Source organism: Iamia sp. (assembly GCF_035575815.1).
Classification (GTDB): Bacteria; Actinomycetota; Acidimicrobiia; order Acidimicrobiales; family Iamiaceae; genus Iamia.
Genome location: NZ_DATLXO010000105.1, coordinates 1 through 15581, shown reverse-complemented (window position 1 = coordinate 15581; position 15581 = coordinate 1). Strand labels below are relative to the sequence as shown.

Annotated in this window: 19 protein-coding genes; 12 read left to right on the top strand and 7 right to left on the bottom strand. The window is 72.7% G+C overall.

Translation table 11 applies throughout. The annotated features are described in order from the left end of the window. Positions 1-54: 54 nt before the first annotated feature. Positions 55-930: an ATP phosphoribosyltransferase gene (hisG, locus tag VNL12_RS11110; protein WP_325594503.1), complete on the top strand. Its 876-nt coding sequence runs from the start codon at positions 55-57 to the stop codon at positions 928-930. 26 nt (positions 931-956) lie between these two features. Further along, a complete protein-coding gene (locus tag VNL12_RS11105; protein WP_325594501.1) occupies positions 957-1175 on the top strand; it encodes a hypothetical protein in 219 nt (72 codons plus the stop codon). An 83-nt stretch (positions 1176-1258) separates the two neighbouring features. Here the strand turns inward: VNL12_RS11105 and VNL12_RS11100 are convergent, their stop codons facing one another. From VNL12_RS11100 to VNL12_RS11085, 4 genes are all read right to left on the bottom strand, one after another. After that, positions 1259-1423: a hypothetical protein gene (locus tag VNL12_RS11100; protein ID WP_325594499.1), complete on the bottom strand. Its 165-nt coding sequence runs from the start codon at positions 1421-1423 to the stop codon at positions 1259-1261. A 146-nt stretch (positions 1424-1569) separates the two neighbouring features. Continuing rightward, entirely contained in the window at positions 1570-3156 is a 1587-nt protein-coding gene (locus VNL12_RS11095) for a molybdopterin-dependent oxidoreductase (RefSeq protein ID WP_325594497.1), read from the bottom strand. A gap of 111 nt (positions 3157-3267) precedes the next feature. Further along, positions 3268-4257, bottom strand: a complete 990-nt coding sequence (gene galE, locus VNL12_RS11090) for a UDP-glucose 4-epimerase GalE (protein WP_325594495.1) — start codon at positions 4255-4257, stop codon at positions 3268-3270. Then, positions 4254-4736: a hypothetical protein gene (locus tag VNL12_RS11085; RefSeq protein ID WP_325594629.1), complete on the bottom strand. Its 483-nt coding sequence runs from the start codon at positions 4734-4736 to the stop codon at positions 4254-4256. The genes galE and VNL12_RS11085 overlap by 4 nt, the downstream gene beginning before the upstream one ends. Positions 4737-5058: 322 nt before the next feature. Here VNL12_RS11085 and infC point away from each other — a divergent pair, with 322 nt between their 5' ends. The 10 genes from infC to argJ all read left to right on the top strand — a co-directional run bounded on the left by infC (position 5059) and on the right by argJ (position 14562). Beyond that, positions 5059-5829, top strand: a complete 771-nt coding sequence (infC, locus tag VNL12_RS20935; RefSeq protein ID WP_349257840.1) for a translation initiation factor IF-3 — start codon at positions 5059-5061, stop codon at positions 5827-5829. Positions 5830-5874: 45 nt separating this feature from the next. After that, positions 5875-6072 (top strand): 50S ribosomal protein L35, encoded by a 198-nt coding sequence (gene rpmI / locus VNL12_RS11075; protein ID WP_325594493.1) that lies wholly within the window; start codon positions 5875-5877, stop codon positions 6070-6072. A gap of 88 nt (positions 6073-6160) precedes the next feature. Beyond that, positions 6161-6523 (top strand): 50S ribosomal protein L20, encoded by a 363-nt coding sequence (rplT, locus tag VNL12_RS11070; RefSeq protein WP_325594491.1) that lies wholly within the window; start codon positions 6161-6163, stop codon positions 6521-6523. Between the two features lie 133 nt (positions 6524-6656). Beyond that, entirely contained in the window at positions 6657-7430 is a 774-nt protein-coding gene (locus tag VNL12_RS11065) for an RNA methyltransferase (protein WP_325594489.1), read from the top strand. Between the two features lie 83 nt (positions 7431-7513). Continuing rightward, positions 7514-8230 (top strand): HAMP domain-containing sensor histidine kinase, encoded by a 717-nt coding sequence (locus VNL12_RS11060; protein ID WP_325594487.1) that lies wholly within the window; start codon positions 7514-7516, stop codon positions 8228-8230. A 94-nt stretch (positions 8231-8324) separates the two neighbouring features. Continuing rightward, entirely contained in the window at positions 8325-9320 is a 996-nt protein-coding gene (gene pheS / locus VNL12_RS11055) for a phenylalanine--tRNA ligase subunit alpha (protein ID WP_349257839.1), read from the top strand. Positions 9321-9363: 43 nt separating this feature from the next. After that, a complete protein-coding gene (gene pheT, locus VNL12_RS11050) occupies positions 9364-11757 on the top strand; it encodes a phenylalanine--tRNA ligase subunit beta (RefSeq protein WP_325594483.1) in 2394 nt (797 codons plus the stop codon). 76 nt (positions 11758-11833) lie between these two features. After that, positions 11834-12235 carry a hypothetical protein gene (locus VNL12_RS11045; protein WP_325594481.1) on the top strand — a complete coding sequence of 134 codons (402 nt, stop codon included), beginning with the start codon at positions 11834-11836 and terminating at the stop codon, positions 12233-12235. A 67-nt stretch (positions 12236-12302) separates the two neighbouring features. Beyond that, positions 12303-13337, top strand: a complete 1035-nt coding sequence (gene argC, locus VNL12_RS11040) for an N-acetyl-gamma-glutamyl-phosphate reductase (RefSeq protein WP_325594479.1) — start codon at positions 12303-12305, stop codon at positions 13335-13337. Between the two features lie 55 nt (positions 13338-13392). Further along, the gene (gene argJ / locus VNL12_RS11035; RefSeq protein ID WP_325594478.1) at positions 13393-14562 is read left to right on the top strand and encodes a bifunctional glutamate N-acetyltransferase/amino-acid acetyltransferase ArgJ; all 1170 of its coding nucleotides are present in this window, start codon (positions 13393-13395) and stop codon (positions 14560-14562) included. Between the two features lie 36 nt (positions 14563-14598). On the opposite strand, the gene VNL12_RS11030 is transcribed toward argJ, so the two are convergent. From VNL12_RS11030 to VNL12_RS11020, 3 genes are all read right to left on the bottom strand, one after another. Next, positions 14599-15045: a hypothetical protein gene (locus VNL12_RS11030; RefSeq protein WP_325594476.1), complete on the bottom strand. Its 447-nt coding sequence runs from the start codon at positions 15043-15045 to the stop codon at positions 14599-14601. Then, entirely contained in the window at positions 15042-15284 is a 243-nt protein-coding gene (locus VNL12_RS11025) for an AbrB/MazE/SpoVT family DNA-binding domain-containing protein (RefSeq protein WP_325594474.1), read from the bottom strand. The genes VNL12_RS11030 and VNL12_RS11025 overlap by 4 nt, the downstream gene beginning before the upstream one ends. Positions 15285-15354: 70 nt before the next feature. Further along, positions 15355-15581, bottom strand: a 227-nt coding sequence (locus tag VNL12_RS11020; protein ID WP_325594472.1) for a hypothetical protein, incomplete at its 5' end; no start/stop codon positions are given.

The window sequence follows — 15581 nt, the reverse complement described above, 5'->3', positions numbered from 1 at the left end:
CGCTTCAGGCGGGGCGGTTGGCCGGGGACGGGTCGGCGGGGCACCATGGCGGGCGTGCTGCACCTCGTCCTGCCCAAGGGCTCGCTGGAGAGGGCCACCCTCGAGCTCTTCGAGGCGGCCGACCTCGCGGTCTCGCGCTCATCAACGGTCGACTACCGGGCCACCATCGACGACCCCCGGATCGCCGAGGTGCGGATCCTGCGCCCCCAGGAGATCCCCCGCTACGTGGCCGACGGTCTCTTCGACATCGGCATCACCGGCCGGGACTGGATCGAGGAGACCGACTCCAAGGTCGAGACGCTGGGACCGCTGCACTACTCGAAGGCCACCGCCCGCCCGGTGACCATCGTGCTTGCCGTACCGGCCGACTCCCCGGTGAGCTCGGTCGACGACCTGACGAACGGGGTCCGGGTGGCGAGTGAGTACCCGGAGCTCACCCGGCGGTACTTCGCGGCGCGCGGCATCGAGGCCGAGATCAGCCTGAGCTACGGGGCCACCGAGGCCAAGGTGCCCGACATCGTCGATGCCATCGTCGACCTCACCGAGACGGGCCGGGCGCTGCGGGCCGCGGGGCTGAAGGTCATCGGGGAGATCCTCACCTCCCACACCGAGCTCATCGCCAACCCGTCGGCCTTGGCGGAGCCGGCCAAGGCCCACGCCATGGCCCAGCTCAAGACCTTGCTCGACGGTGCCCTGGAGGCCCGGGGCAAGGTCCTGGTGAAGCTCAACGTCGGCGTCGACGACCTCGACGCGGTGATCGACATCCTGCCGTCGATGAAGGCGCCCACGGTCTCGGCGTTGCACCGCGGGGGAGGCTTCGCGGTGGAGACCGTGGTGCCCAAGGCCCAGATCAACGTGCTGATCCCGGCCCTGCGCGACGCCGGCGCCACCGACATCCTCGAGCTGGCGCTGGCCAAGATCGTCCACTGAGGGGCGACCGGTCGATCATGGGTGCCGTGAACCGGGCGGGCGTCGACGGAGTGGTGACAGAGTGGGATGACGCCCGGGGCTGGGGCACGGTGCGCACCGTCGATGGCCATGAGGTGGCGTTGCAGTGCACCAACCTGACCGACGGCAGCCGCACGACCGAGACGGGCCGGCGGCTGCGGGTCACGGTGGGACCCGGGCACCACGGCCAGTGGCAGGTCACCCGGGCCGAACCGCTGTCGCCCTGAGAGCCAGCAAGGCTCTCCGGTTCCAGGTCGCAGCGCCCGCGACCTGCGGCGCCGCCCGGCGGTTCAGGCTTTGTCGGCCCTCATCACTCGTCGTCTTCGATGTCAACGTCAGGGACGTCCTCGTCCTCGACCGGGTTCTCGACGTCGGGGGCGTCGACGTCGACATCGTCGTCGTCGTCGCCGCACCCGGCGAGCATGAGGGTCACGGCGAAGAACGGGGCGAGCAGGGCCCAACGGGAACGGCGCATCAACATCTCCTGGGGTCGGGCGGCGCGAAGGCCCGCGCCGCGACGGGGGGCACCTACCCCGTCGCCGGAGGCGGAACCCGATCCGGAGCTGTCGCCGACTCTCTCTCTCTCTCTCTCTCTCTCTCTCCGCCTCCCGCCTACGAGGTTCACCTCTCGGCGACGCTGACCTCCTGGCGGTGCCAGCCCTCGGCGCCGTCGGGGATGGGCGCAACCTCCTGACGCGATTGGGTGCGGCCGTCGCCGTCGGTGGCCCGGACCTCGATGACGTGGTCGCCGCCGGGCGCCTCCCAGGCCAGGTGCCACTGCACCCAGGTGTCGTCGGAGGCCACCCGGCCCAGCTCGGCCTGCTGCCAGCTCCCACCGTCGACCCGGACCTCGACGGCCTGAATGCCCCGGTTCGGGGCCCAGGCCACCCCGGCGACGGGCACGGTGCCGGCCACCAGCCGGTCGCCTCGACGGGGGACGTCGATGCGCGACGAGGTCTTGATGGGGGCCTCCTTGGCCCAGCCCCGGTCGATCCAGTAGCCGTCCTCGCCCTCCAGGGTGGTCAGGCGGATCTCCGAGAGCCACTTGGTGGCCGAGACGTAGCCGTAGATCCCCGCGATCACCAGGCGGGCGGGGAAGCCGTGGGCGCGGGGGAGGGGCTGGCCGTTCATGCCGACGGCGACGAGCGCGGGTCGGTCCGGGTCGTCGAGGATGCTGGTGGGGAACCCGGCGGTGAAGCCGTCGACCGACTCGCCGACGATCTGGGTCGCCCCGGGCGCCACCCCGGCCTCGGCCAGCACGTCGCGCAGTCCGATGCCGGTCCAGCGGGCGTTGCCGACGAGGTCGCCGCCGACCTCGTTGGACACGCAGGAGAGGGTGACGACCTCCTCGACCAGGTCGCGCGCCACCAGCTCCGCGTAGGTGAGCTCGAGCTCGTTGTCGACCATCCCGGTCACCTTCAGGGTCCACTCGTCGGTGACCACGAACGGGGTCTGGATGGCGGTGTCAATGCGGTAGAAGTCCCGCGTCGGGGTGATGTAGGGCGAGAGGCCCGTCGCCTCGAACGGCTGGGAGGTCGGCACCGAGGCCGGGGGGGCCGCCGCGGGCAGCGAGTCGGGGATGATGCTGCGGGCCCGTCGCAGGCGGTCGCCGACGCCCTTGGCCAGCACGCCGCCGGTGACGATGAGCGCTCCGGCGCCCAGCCCCCACACCATCACATCGCGTCGGGTTCCCGCGACCTCGGCGAGGGCGCCGACAGGGGGGCCGTCACCACCACCTGAGGCCGCCCCCGGATCGGGAGCGCGGCGGTCGGCGAAGGCCCGGGCCGCCCCCGGGGCGACGCGCACGTCGAAGCGGTCGAGCAGGGTCAACAGCACGACGGTGCCGACCGCGACCCCGACGAGCGCAGCGGCGGAGGCCACCGGTACCGAGCCCTGGGGGTGGCGGGCCGTCGCCGCCACCCCTGCCAGCCCGAAGCCCACGATCAGCGCCACCCCCCGCCAACGGTCCTTGGCCTCGAGCTTCCCGGCCAGCACGCCGAAGACCAACAGCAAGAGGACCGCCCCGACGGCGAGGGCGATCTTGTCGGCGGTGCCGAAGAGGGCAACGGCGATGTCCTTCAGGGCCCCGGCGAAGGTGTCGACGAACCACGTCTCCACCGCGATCAGCAGTGACGGCCGGGTGGGGGCAGCCAGGTTGACCAGCTCGGCCGCGGCCAGGGCGGCGGCCGCGGCCAGGGCTCCCGCCAACGATGCACGCGACCTGCGATCCACGCCCTTGACCCTACGGCCGCGCCACTGCGGCGCGACGGCGGGCGGAGCGTCGACGGGTCGGGTTCGACCGGGTCCCGTCACCTCAGGTCAGGTCGCGGCGTCGTACCCGTCAGGGTGGGTCGAGTGCCACTGCCAGGCCGAGGCCATGATCGTCGACAGGTTGCGATCGGCGCGCCAACCGAGCAGCTCGTGGGCCCGCCGGTTGTCGCCGTAGACCTCGGCCGGGTCGCCGGGCCGGCGCGGCGCGTCGAGCGACGGGATGTCGACGCCGCTCACCTCACGGGCGCAGTCGAGCACCTCGCGCACAGTGGAGCCGACGCCGGTGCCGAGGTTGACCGCCGTGGTCTCACCGCCCGCCTCGAGGTACTCGAGGGCCCGGACGTGGGCGTCGGCCAGGTCGTCGACGTGGACGTAGTCGCGCACCCCGGTCCCGTCGCGGGTCGGGTAGTCGGTGCCGAACACGGTCAGCTGGGGGACGCGACCGAGGGCGGCCTTCATCACGAGCGGCACCAGGTTGAGGGTGACGGTCCAGTCCTCGCCGATCAGCCCGCTCGCGGCGGCCCCGGCGGCGTTGAAGTAGCGCAGGCTGACCGAGCGGAGGTCGTGGGCCACCGAGTACCACCGCAACATGTCCTCGACCATGCGCTTGCTCTCGGCGTACGGGCTCTCGGGGGCGAGCGGGTGGGTCTCGTCGACCGGCAGGCAGGTCGGGGTGCCGTAGACCGAGCACGACGACGAGAACACGATGCGCGGAACGCCCACCTCGCGCGCCGCGTCGAGGAACGTGTTGGTCTTGGCCACGTTGTTGGCGAAGTAGCGCCCCGGTTGCTCCATCGACTCACCCGCCGCCTTGTAGGCGGCGAAGTGGATGACAGCGTCGACGCCGTGCTCGGCGACGGTGGCCTTCACCAGTTCCGCATCGGCGATGTCACCGACCACCAGCGGGGCGCCGAGGGTCGCCTCGGGCCGCCCGAGCTCGAGGGAGTCGTAGATCACCACGTCGCGACCCCGCTGGCGCAGGAGCGCGACGGTGTGGGAGCCGATGTAGCCCGCCCCGCCGGTGACCAGGACCGTCATGGCTCGCCGGGGTCGTCGCCCCCGGTCGCGGCGCGCTTCGACAGCTCGACGAAGGCCAGCTGGAGCTGGTTGAGCGCTTGGCGCAGGGTGGCCTCGTTCTCGCCCAGGCGGCCCTCGAGGGCACCGACGAGGGCGGCGAGGCCGTCGACGGCGACCCGCGCTTCGCTGAGGTTGGGCGGGTCCTGGGAGAGGTGGATGGCGGCCAGCTCGTAGAGCCCCATGGCGTGGTTGCCCACCACGACGGCGGCCGGCGTGGCGGCCAGCTCGGCCCGGGCCTGGGCCATCTCGCCGATCATCTTCTCGGCCTGGGCCCGCTCCTCGGGCGACATGGCGGCGAGCGCCTCGGCCATCTCGGGGTCGATGTCGACCTGGGGCGCTGCGCCCGTCGGGGCCCCGGGCGTGGTGGCCGGGGCGTCGGTCGCCGGGCCGGGGCGGTCGCGGGGAACTTCGTGCTCGCCGCCGGGGGTCCACAGGCTCATGTCGGTCAACCTCAAGGTGTCGTCGTCGGAGGATCAGCGGGCGTGGCGGTCGGTGGGATCGGTGCCCCGCCGCGACCATGGTTGCAGCCCGAGGCGGCGCGCCCGTACCCTAGGGCCACAAACGAACACGGGAAGCGGGGCCGCGAGGTTCCCACCCGGCCACCACAGGTGCGCCGGGTCGATCGACGCTGGTCTCTCAGGGGCCGCCTGCGGACGTCGGCTCTCCGGCGGCCGCACCGTCGATCATCGGTCTCGATGCGGTCGCACACCATCCCATCCGACGCAACGGAGGACTTGCGCACCGCATGAAGGAAGCCCGGCCATAGCAGCGCCGCACACCGACGAGCCCCGCATCAACGATCGCATCCGTGCCCGTGAGGTCCGCCTCGTCGGCGCCGACGGTGCCCAGATCGGCATCCGACCGTTGCCCGAGGCCCTCGCCATCGCCCGTGATCTCGACCTCGATCTGGTCGAGGTGGCAGACAAGGCCAACCCCCCCGTCTGTCGCATCATGGACTACGGGAAGTACAAGTACGAGGCCGCCCAGAAGGCCAAGGAGTCTCGCAAGAAGAGCACCAACGTCGTCATCAAGGAGATGAAGTACCGGCCCAAGATCGGGTCCGGAGACTTCGACACCAAGACCAAGAAGGTCGAGAAGTTCCTCGGCGAGGGTCACAAGGTGAAGGTGACGATCATGTTCCGGGGCCGGGAGATGGCCCACCCTGAGCTGGGGAAGAAGATCCTCGACCACGTCGCTGACGATGTCGTGCACCTTGCTCGGGTCGAGGTCGTGCCCAAGCTCGACGGGCGGAACATGATCATGGTGCTCGCCCCCGACAAGCGAGCCCAGGCCGCCCACGCCGCCATGGTGAAGGAGCAGGAGGCCGAGGCCGCCCACGCGGCGGTCAGCAACGGATCCGCCGCCGGTCCTCAGCCCGCCCCTCCCACCGCCGCTCCCACCGCCCCTCCCACCGCCACTCCCGCTCCCGCTCCCGCATGGACCACCGATGTTCCACCGGCCGACGCCAACACCGAGACCCCACCAGCTGACGCCACCGCCGAGGCCCCCGAGGCCGATCCCGCCGCCTCCTGAGCACTCCCACCCGCCGGCCCGACCGGCTCGACCGAGGACACCTCCATGCCCAAGATGAAGACCCACCGGGGCGCGGCCAAGCGCTTCAAGACCACCGGCCGGGGCAAGCTCATGCGGCTCCAGGCCAACAAGAGCCACATCCTGGAGAAGAAGCCGTCGAAGCGCACCCGCCGCCTCACCGGTGAGGTCGAGGTCGCCAAGGGTGACCGGGACCGCATCAACCGCATGCTCGGCAACCGGTAGCACCAACACCCACGTCCAGATCTCGCCCGTCGGCCGTTCACCTCGCGGCTTCCCTGACGGGCACCGAAGCACAACAGGAGCGACAGCCATGGCCCGCGTCAAGCGATCCGTTGCCAGCAAGAAGCACCGCAAGGCCACCCTCGAGCGCGCCAAGGGCTACTACGGCAACAAGAGCCGTTCGTACCGGGCCGCCAACGAGCAGGTCATGCACTCCCTGCAGTACGCATACCGCGACCGCCGGGCCAAGAAGGGCGAGTTCCGCAAGCTCTGGATCCAGCGCATCAACGCTGCCTGCCGCGAGAACGGCATGTCCTACAGCCGGTTCATCAGCGGTCTTCGGATGGCCCAGGTCGAGGTCGATCGCAAGGTGCTCGCGGATCTGGCCGTCTCGGACCCGCAGGCCTTCGCCGCCCTGGTGAGGGTGGCGGCCGAGGCCGAGCCCGCGGCCTGAGCCGGACCCGTCGACGCCGACCGGCACGGTCATGGCGTCTCCGCGACCTGCTCGCCCTGACCCGACGGACCGCCACGCGACCGTCGGGTGCGGCGCGCCCCCGGCGCCTCTGTCGCCCCGCAACGCCCGGGTCGTGCGGCTGGGCCGCCTGGCCCGCCAGCGCCGGGCGCGGGCCGAGGAGGGTGCCTTCGTCATCGACGGTCCGACGCTGCTGGTCGAGGCGGTGAGATCCGGGCTCGTGGTCGAGGACGTCTACGTCGACCCCGACGCGCTCGACCGGCCCGAGATCGACCGGGCCGTGGCGCAGGCCGTGGCCGGGGGGGCCTCGGCCTGGGCGGTCAGCGGCGGGCTGAAGGGCCACGTCGAGGTCGCCACCCCCAACGGCGTGGCCGCGGTGGCCCGCATCCCGTCCCCGGCGGCCGAGGTCGCGGGCGGGAGTGCCGCGCTCCACGTCGTACTGGTGGGGGTGACCGATCCGGGCAACGCCGGCACCCTGCTGCGCACCGCGGAGGCCGTGGGCGCCTCGTCGGTGCTGCTCACCGACGGATCCGTCGACCCGTGGGCGCCCAAGGTCGTGCGGGCCTCGGCCGGTTCAGTGCTCCGCGTGCCGGTCCGCACCGGCGTCGCGGGCGGCGTGCTGCGGGGCCTCGGCGCCGCCGGGGTCACCCGGGTGGGGGCGGCGGGGGAGCGGGGCACGCCGCCCGACGCGGTCGACCTGACCGGCCCGGTGGCGCTGGTGCTCGGCGGTGAGGCCCACGGCCTGCCGGACGAGATCGAGGCGTGGGTCGACACGTGGGTGTCGCTGCCGATGAGAGGGCAGGTGGAGTCGCTCAACGTCGCCGTCGCCGGCTCGGTGCTGGCCTTCGAGGTGGTCCGCCAGCGCGCCGCCGCCCAGGGGGAGCGATGAGAGCACCGGACCCGTCCTCGGGTGCGGGTCCGTCCGATCCGATCGACGGCGAGGACCCGTCGGATCCGATCGACGATGGTGACGTGGTCGACGGTGATGACGAGCCGCTCAACGCCGTGGAGCTCATCGCCACGGTGAGCCACGAGCTGCGCAGCCCCCTCACCTCGATCAAGGGCTTCACCAGCCTGCTCATCTCGCGTTGGGACGGCATCGCCGATGACCGCAAGCTCGAGCTGCTCGAGCAGATCCGCCTCGACGCCGACCGGGTGACGCGCATGCTCACCGAGCTGCTCGATGTCTCCCGCCTCGAGACGGGCCGGCTCCACCTGCGGGTGCGGCCGCTCGACGTCGCTGCGCTCACCCACTCGGTGGTCGAGAAGGTCGCCCTGCACGAGCCCGATCTCGACGCCGCGATCGCCTTCCCGGCCGACTTCCCCGAGGTCACCGCCGATCCCGACAAGGTCGAGCAGGTGCTCACCAACCTGGTCGAGAACGCCGCCAAGTACGCGAACCCCCTGGGCCTGCGCATCGAAGGGACGGTTGTCGGCGACGGGGTGGCGGTGGCGGTGTCGGACAGGGGCCAGGGCATCCCCGAGGTCGACCTGCCCCGGGTGTTCGAGCGGTTCTTCCGCCGCGATGAGGGCCGCCCCACCGGCACCGGCCTCGGCCTCTGGATCAGCAGAGGCCTGGTCGAAGCGCACGGCGGGCACCTGACGGCAACCTCGGTCGAGGGCGAGGGCAGCACCTTCCGCTTCACCCTCCCGCTCGTCCCGCCGTCGGCGCCACCGGCGGCGTCGTAGCTCGCTCCTGCTAGGGCGCCACCGTCCCGGGGGAACCGACTTGTCGGGGGCGTGGGAGGCTTGGCAGGGTGAGGCGTCCATGAGCACCTCGGTCATCGCCGACATCGAGCGCATCGAATCGGCGGCGGTCGATCGCCTTCGTGCCGCGCCGGACCTCGACCGACTGCGGGAGCTCGAGACCGAGCTCACCGGCAAGCAGTCAGAGCTCTCGGGGGCGAAGCGCGCCCTCGGCGGTCTCGGGCCCGACGAGCGGCGCGAGGCCGGCCTGGCCCTGAACCGGGTCCGTGCTGCGGTGTCCGAGGCCGCCGACGGCCGCCGGGCCGAGCTCGAGGCCGCGGCCCGCGCCACCCGGGTGGCGGCCGAGCGCCTCGACCTGACCGAGGTCCGCGCCGAGCGGAGCGCCGGTCACCTGCACCTGGTGACCCAGACCATGGAGGAGCTCGAGGACGTCTTCGTCGGCATGGGCTTCGAGGTGGCCGAGGGCCCCGAGGTCGAAGACGACTGGCACAACTTCACCGGCCTCAACCTCCCCGCCTTCCACCCCGCCCGCGACATGCAGGACACCTTCTTCGTCGACCGGGGCGAGCCCGGTGACGTGGTGCTGCGGACCCACACCTCGCCGGTGCAGCTGCGGGTGATGGCCGAGCAGGGGCCGCCCATCTACGTCGTGATACCCGGCCGGGTGCACCGCAACGAGGCGCGCGACGCCACCCACCTGGCCACGTTCCACCAGATCGAGGCGCTCGTCGTCGACCGGGGCATCACCTTCGGGCACCTGGCCGGCACCATCGAGGCCTTCACCCGGGCCTACTTCGGGGCCGGGTTCTCGTCGCGCCTGCGGCCGTCGTACTTCCCGTTCACCGAGCCCTCGGCCGAGTTCGACATCCAGCGGCCCGACGGCAGCTGGCTGGAGCTGGGCGGCTGCGGGATGGTGCACCCCAACGTGCTGCGCAACGGGGGCATCGACCCCGAGCAGTTCACGGGCTTCGCCTTCGGCTTCGGCATCGACCGCCTGGCCCTGACCCGCCACGGGGTGGCCGACCTGCGCGAGATCCTCTCGGTCGACGTCCGGTTCCTGGAGCAGTTCTGATGCGGGCGACGGTTCTGTCCATCGATGTCGGGGCGCGGCCCCGATGAAGGTCCTCTACTCCTGGCTGCGCGAGATGGCGCCCTTCGACCACGCCCCCGACGTGGTGAGCGACGCCTTCAACGACCTGGGCACCCCGGTCGACGCCGTCACGCGCCTGGGCGAGGGCCTGACCGGCATCGTCGTGGCCCGGGTGCTGGCCCTGCGCTCCCACCCGAAGGCCGACCGCATCGGGCTGGTCGACGTCGATGCGGGCGACGGCGAGGCGTTGCAGATCGCGTGCGGCGCGTTCAACATGGCCGAGGGCGACCTGGTCCCCCTCGCCACGCTCGGCACGACGATGCCCGGCGGCATGGAGATCGCCCGGCGTCAGATGCGCGGCGAGTGGTCGAACGGGATGCTCTGCTCGTCGGCCGAGCTGGGCCTCGGCTCCGACCACGCCGGCATCCGGGTGCTGCCCGCCGGTCTGGTGCCGGGCACGCCGGTCGCCGACGCGCTGGGCGTCGCGCCCGACGTGCTGTGGGACCTCGAGGTCAACGCCAACCGGCCCGACGCCCTCAGCGTGGCCGGCCTGGCCCGCGATCTGGCCGCCCGCCTGGGCGTGCCCTTCACGCTGGCTCGACCCGAGGTCACCACCGCCGGCGCCCCGGCGGCCGACGCCCTGACCGTGGAGATCCTCGACCCCGACCTCTGCGGGCGCTTCGGGACGTGGCTGCTCCGCGGTCTCGACCCCACGGCGACGTCACCGGAGTGGATGCAGCAGCGGCTGGTGCACCTGGGCATGCGGCCCATCAGCGCCCTGGTCGACATCTCGAACTACGTCATGCTCGAGCTGGGTCAGCCCAACCATCCCTACGACCTCGCCGGCGTGCCCGGGGCCGGATTCCGCATCCGGCGGGCCCGGGAGACCGACAGCCTCCGGACCCTCGACGGCGTCGAGCGCACGTTCGCGCCCGACGACCTGCTGATCTGCGGCGGCGACGACGTGGCCCTCGGCATCGCCGGCGTGATGGGCGGCGCGGCGGCCGAGATCTCCCCGACCACCACCGACGTGGCCCTGGAGATGGCCTGGTTCCGGCCCGAGGCCGTCGGTCGCACCGGGCGACGCCTGGGTCTGCGCACCGAGGCCGCGGCCCGCTTCGAGCGCGGCACCGACCCCGAGGTCATCGACCTCGCCGCGGCCCGCTTCGCCGCCCTGGCCGCTCAGATCTGCGGCACCACCCTGGCCCCCGGTGCCGTCGACGAGCGGGGCGACCTCCCCGACCGTGCCCCGGTGCGGGTCCGCACCGCCCGGGTGAACCAGGTGCTCGGCACCGACCTCGACACCCCGGCGATCACCGCACTGCTCGACCCCATCGGGTTCACCTCGACGCCGGTGGAGGACTCTCACGGTGACCTCGACGTGACCATCCCGACGTGGCGCCACGACTCGACCGCCGAGATCGACGTCGTCGAGGAGGTCGCCCGTCACTTCGGCTACGCCCACATCCCCCGCCGCGAGCTGGCCACCTCGCGCCCCGGCCGTCTGAGCCACGCGCAGCGTCGCCGCCGTGAGGTCCGCCGCCTGCTCACCGGGCTCGGGCTCACCGAGGTCATGCCCCTGCCGTTCCTCGCCCCCGACCAGCTCGCAGCCTGCGGCCTTCCGACCACCGGCATCGGGCTGCTCAACTCCCTCGTCGCCGAGGAGTCGGTGCTGCGCCCGACGCTGCTGCCCGGCCTCGTCGGGGCGGTGGCCACCAACGCCACCCGCCGCCGCACCGGCGTGTGCCTCTTCGAGATCGGCCACGTGTTCCTCCCGACCGAGACGCGAGCCGCACCGACGGGTCCCGGCCGCCCCGACCTGCTGCCCGACGAGCGCGAGCACCTCGGCGTCGCCCTCGCCGGGGCGGAGGCACCCGAAGCGGTGCAGGTATGGCTGGCGCTCGCCGCCCGGCTCGGGCTCGACAACGTGGACGTGGCCAACGCCGAGCGGCCCGGCCTCCACCCCACCCGCAGCGCCATCGCCCGGGTCGGGGGCGAGAAGGTCGGCTCGGTCGGCGAGGTCGACCCGGCGGTGCTCGACGCGCTCGGTGTCGGCGAGCGCGTCGCCTGGCTCGAGGTCGACCTGGGCGCGCTGCTGGCGACGGCGGTGGGGGAGCGGACCTACCGTCCCGTGTCGCGGTTCCCCTCCAGCGATGTCGACCTGGCCTTCGAGGTGCCCGGCGACGTGGCGGCCACCGACCTCGAGCGCGCCCTCACGGCTGCCTCGCCGCTCGTATGGTCGGTGCGCCTCTTCGACACGTACCGGGGCCCCGGTGTGGCCGACGGTCGGCGCTCCCTGGCCTACCGGGTGCGGTTCGACTCACCCGAGCGCACCCTCACCGACGCCGAGGTGGCCGACGCCCGCCAGGCCCTCATCGACGCCGTGACCGGCGCCCACCGCGCCACCCTCCGAGGCTGAACCCTCGCTGTCGCACCCCCTCGGTACTGTCACCCGCACTTCCCCTCATTGACACCCACCGTCAAGGAGGACTCTGATGTCTCTCAGCGAGAAGAGCCGCTCATCTCTCTATCTGGGGTTGGGCGCCGTGATCCGCGACGAGGAGGCCATCAGCGAGATGCTCGCCCACTTCCCAGCCCGTGACCTCGACGAGGCCGCCACGAAGGACCACATGCGGGCCGAGTTCGCCCTCTTTGGCCGGCAGATGGCCGACGGCTTCGCGGATGCCGCGAGGGAGCGGGCGGCGTTGGAGCAGCGGATGACTGACGGCTTCGCCCACGCCGCCGCGGAGCGGGCGGCGTTGGAGACGCGACTGCTCGACGCCGTGGCGGCCTCGGCGGGTGAGATGCGCCGGTGGTTCCTAGGCCTCATGGTGTTGATGGTCACCCTGGCGGGCGTCGTGGTGGCCCTCATCGGCGTGGTGTCGGCCCCGGGCTGACGGTCGGGCGGTGGCGGGTCGTTCCCCTCATTGCATAGTGATGCGCTGCAACGCATAGGATGTGACCATGGCCAAGGTCGGCATCATCGGGGCATCGGGGTACACGGGCGCCGAGCTGCTGCGCCTGCTCGCCGGTCACCCGGAGCTCGAGGTGGTGGTGGCCACCGGGGACTCTCAGGCCGGTCAGCCCGTCGCCGGGCTCTACCCGAGCCTGACCGGCGCCTACGCCGGACGCACCTTCGACGCCTGGAACCCGGCCACCGTCGACGGTCTCGACATGGTGTTCTGCGCCCTGCCCCACGGCGCCAGCCAGGCCGTCGTCCCCGAGCTGCGGGGGCGGGTGGGCGCGGTGGTCGACCTGGCCGCCGACTTCCGCCTGGCCGACGCCGCGCTCTACCCCGAGTGGTACGGCGAGGCCCACACCGTGCCCGAGCTGCTGACCGAGGCCGTCTACGGCCTGCCCGAGCTGTTCCGCACCGAGGTGGCGGGCGCCTCGCTGATCGCCGGCCCCGGCTGCTACCCGACCGCCGCCGCCCTCGCCCTCGCCCCGCTGCTGCGGGCCGGGCTGGTCGAGCCCACGGGCATCGTGGTCGACGCCGTCAGCGGCCTCTCCGGCGCGGGCCGGCCGCCCAAGGCGACCACCACGTTCTGCGCGGCCGACGGTGATGTCACCGCCTACGGCCTGCTCTGCCACCGCCACACCCCAGAGATCGAGCAGACCCTCACCCGGGTGGCCGGCGCTCCGGCCCAGGTCCTCTTCACGCCCCACCTGGTGCCGATGAGCCGGGGGATGCTCGCCACCTGCTACTCCCGGCCGGTGGCCGGCACCACCGCCGCCGAGGTGGCCGATGCCTTCGCCCAGGCCTACGACGACGAACCCTTCGTCTCGGTGGTGGCCGGGTCTCCCTCCACCAAGGCGACCCAGGGCTCCAACGCGGCGCACGTCTCGGCCGTGCTCGACGAGCGCACCGGCTGGATCGTGTCGCTCTGTGCCCTGGACAACCTGGGCAAGGGTGCCTCGGGCACGGCGGTCCAGTGCGCCAACCTCGTCCTCGGCCTCCCCGAGACCGCCGGCCTCAGCATCGTCGGCGTCTACCCGTGACCGAATGTCGGACCCGCTGCGGCCCCCAGAACGGACCGGGGCCGGAGGGGAAGCGATGAGCGTCACCGCGCCGCAGGGCTTCATCGCCGGCGCGGTCGCCGCGGGCATCAAGGACAGCGGGGAGGCTGACCTGGCCCTCGTGGCCACGGCCGACGGCACGGCCGTCTCCGCTGCGGGGGTGTTCACCGCGAACCTCATGACCGCGGCGCCGGTGCTGGTCTCGCAGGCTCACCTGGGCTCCACCGGCGGACGGGCCGCAGCGGTCGTGCTCAACAGCGGCAACGCCAACGCCGCCACCGGCGCCCTGGGCCGAGCCGACGCCGAGCGCAGCTGCGCGGCGGTGGCCGCCGAGCTGGGCTGCGCCGAGGACGAGGTGCTGGTGGGCTCGACCGGGCTCATCGGCATCCCGCTGCCGATCGAGCCGCTGGTGGCCGGCGTCGGTGACCTGGTGGCCGGGCTGTCGGGCGACGACCAGGGTGGGGCCGCCGCAGCCGAGGCCCTTCGCACCACCGACACCCGCCGCAAGGAGGCCGTTGCCGCCGCCGGCGGGGCGACGGTCGGGGGCATGGCCAAGGGTGCGGCCATGTTGGCGCCCTCGATGGCCACCATGCTCGCCGTGCTCACGACCGACGCCGAGGTCGATCCGGCCACCCTGCACCAGGTCCTGGCCGCCGGGGTGGATGGCAGCTTCAACGCCCTGCTCACCGATGGGTGCACCTCGACCAACGACACCGTGGTGATCCTGGCGTCAGGCCGGGCCGGGCCGGTCGACGAGGCTGACCTGGCCGCCGCCGTCGCGTCGGTGTGCACCTCGCTGGCCGAGCAGATGGCCGACGACGCTGAGGGCGCGACCAAGGTCGTGCGCCTCACCGTGGCCGGCGCGGCATCGGACGCCGAGGCCCGCACCGGTGCTGACCGCATCGCCCGGAGCGCGCTCTGCAAGTGCTCGTGGTACGGGCGCGATCCCTATTGGGGGCGGCTGGCGAGCGAGCTCGGCACCGCCGGCATCGCCTTCGACCAGGAACGCATCGCCGTGGCCTACGGGGGCGTCACCGTGGCCGCCGGCGGGGTCACCGTCGCCCACGACGACGCGGCCGTGGCCGCCCACATGGAGGAGCGGCACCTGGCCATCACCTGCGACCTCGGGCTCGGCCCGGGGACGGCGACGGTGCTCACCAACGACCTGACCCACGCCTACGTCGATGAGAACATGGGCACCAGCTGACCGAGGAGAGGAGGGCGATGTCGAGTGGGCCGGGACCTACGGCGTGACGAGTCGGGTCCGGACACCCCGCCGGGCGGCGGCGGCGAGCAGCGGCGGGTTCTCGTCGGCAGGAGCGAGGCAGATCTCGGCGCCGAGGTGCTCGGCGGTCGCCAGCGCTTCGAGCGAGAGCAGGTCGAGCCGGACACCCTGCTCGAGCAGCTGGGCCATCGGCCACGCGAGCTCACGAAGAGAGGTGAGGCCGACAGCCTCCGGCAACGCGGTGACCGCACGGACGGCCTGGGACCCGAGACCGGCCTCGACGTCGCCCAGTGCCCGGGAGAGGGACCCGGTCACCGTCGAGGTGCTGAGCGCTCGACCGAGGCGGTGGTACCAGAGCCCCGTCGTGGAGATCCGGCCACCGCGATCTCGGAGGTCTGGCGGTTCGTCATCGAGCAGCACCCGCAGAAGGAGGTGGTCGTCGATGACCACATCACCGTCACTCACGCGAGATCGGGCTCGTCATCGGCGGCGCGGCGGGCCAGCTCGGCGTAGCCACCGGCGTCGTCGACGGCACGGCGGAGCAGCGCCCGCAGGCCGCCCCCACCGGCGGGCACGATGACCAGCGCATCGCCCAGGTCGGTGATCTCGACCGATCCGCCCCTGACGAGGTCCCACCGACGGCGAGCGTCGGCGGGTAGTGACATCTGGCCCCGCGCCGAGACGCGGAACTCAGCGATGCTCATCGACCGGATGATACGCCCTGACAAAGCGATCTGACAAGGTCGCCTTGTCGCCTGGGGGGTTCGTGCAGAGCTAGCCGTCGAGCAGGGGGAGCAGGCGGGTGTGAACCTCGATGAGGTCGTCGGTGCGGCCCTCGTAGGCGCAGTAGGTGAGCGAAGCGAGCAGGATGTGGATCTGACCGGCCCGGATGCGGGCCTCGGCATCGGTCACGTCGACGCCGACCTCGGCCATGTGGGCGACGAGGAGCGGTCGCAGGCCGAGTTGGTCCATCGGCGGGTGCCAGGGCGCGTAGACGTCGA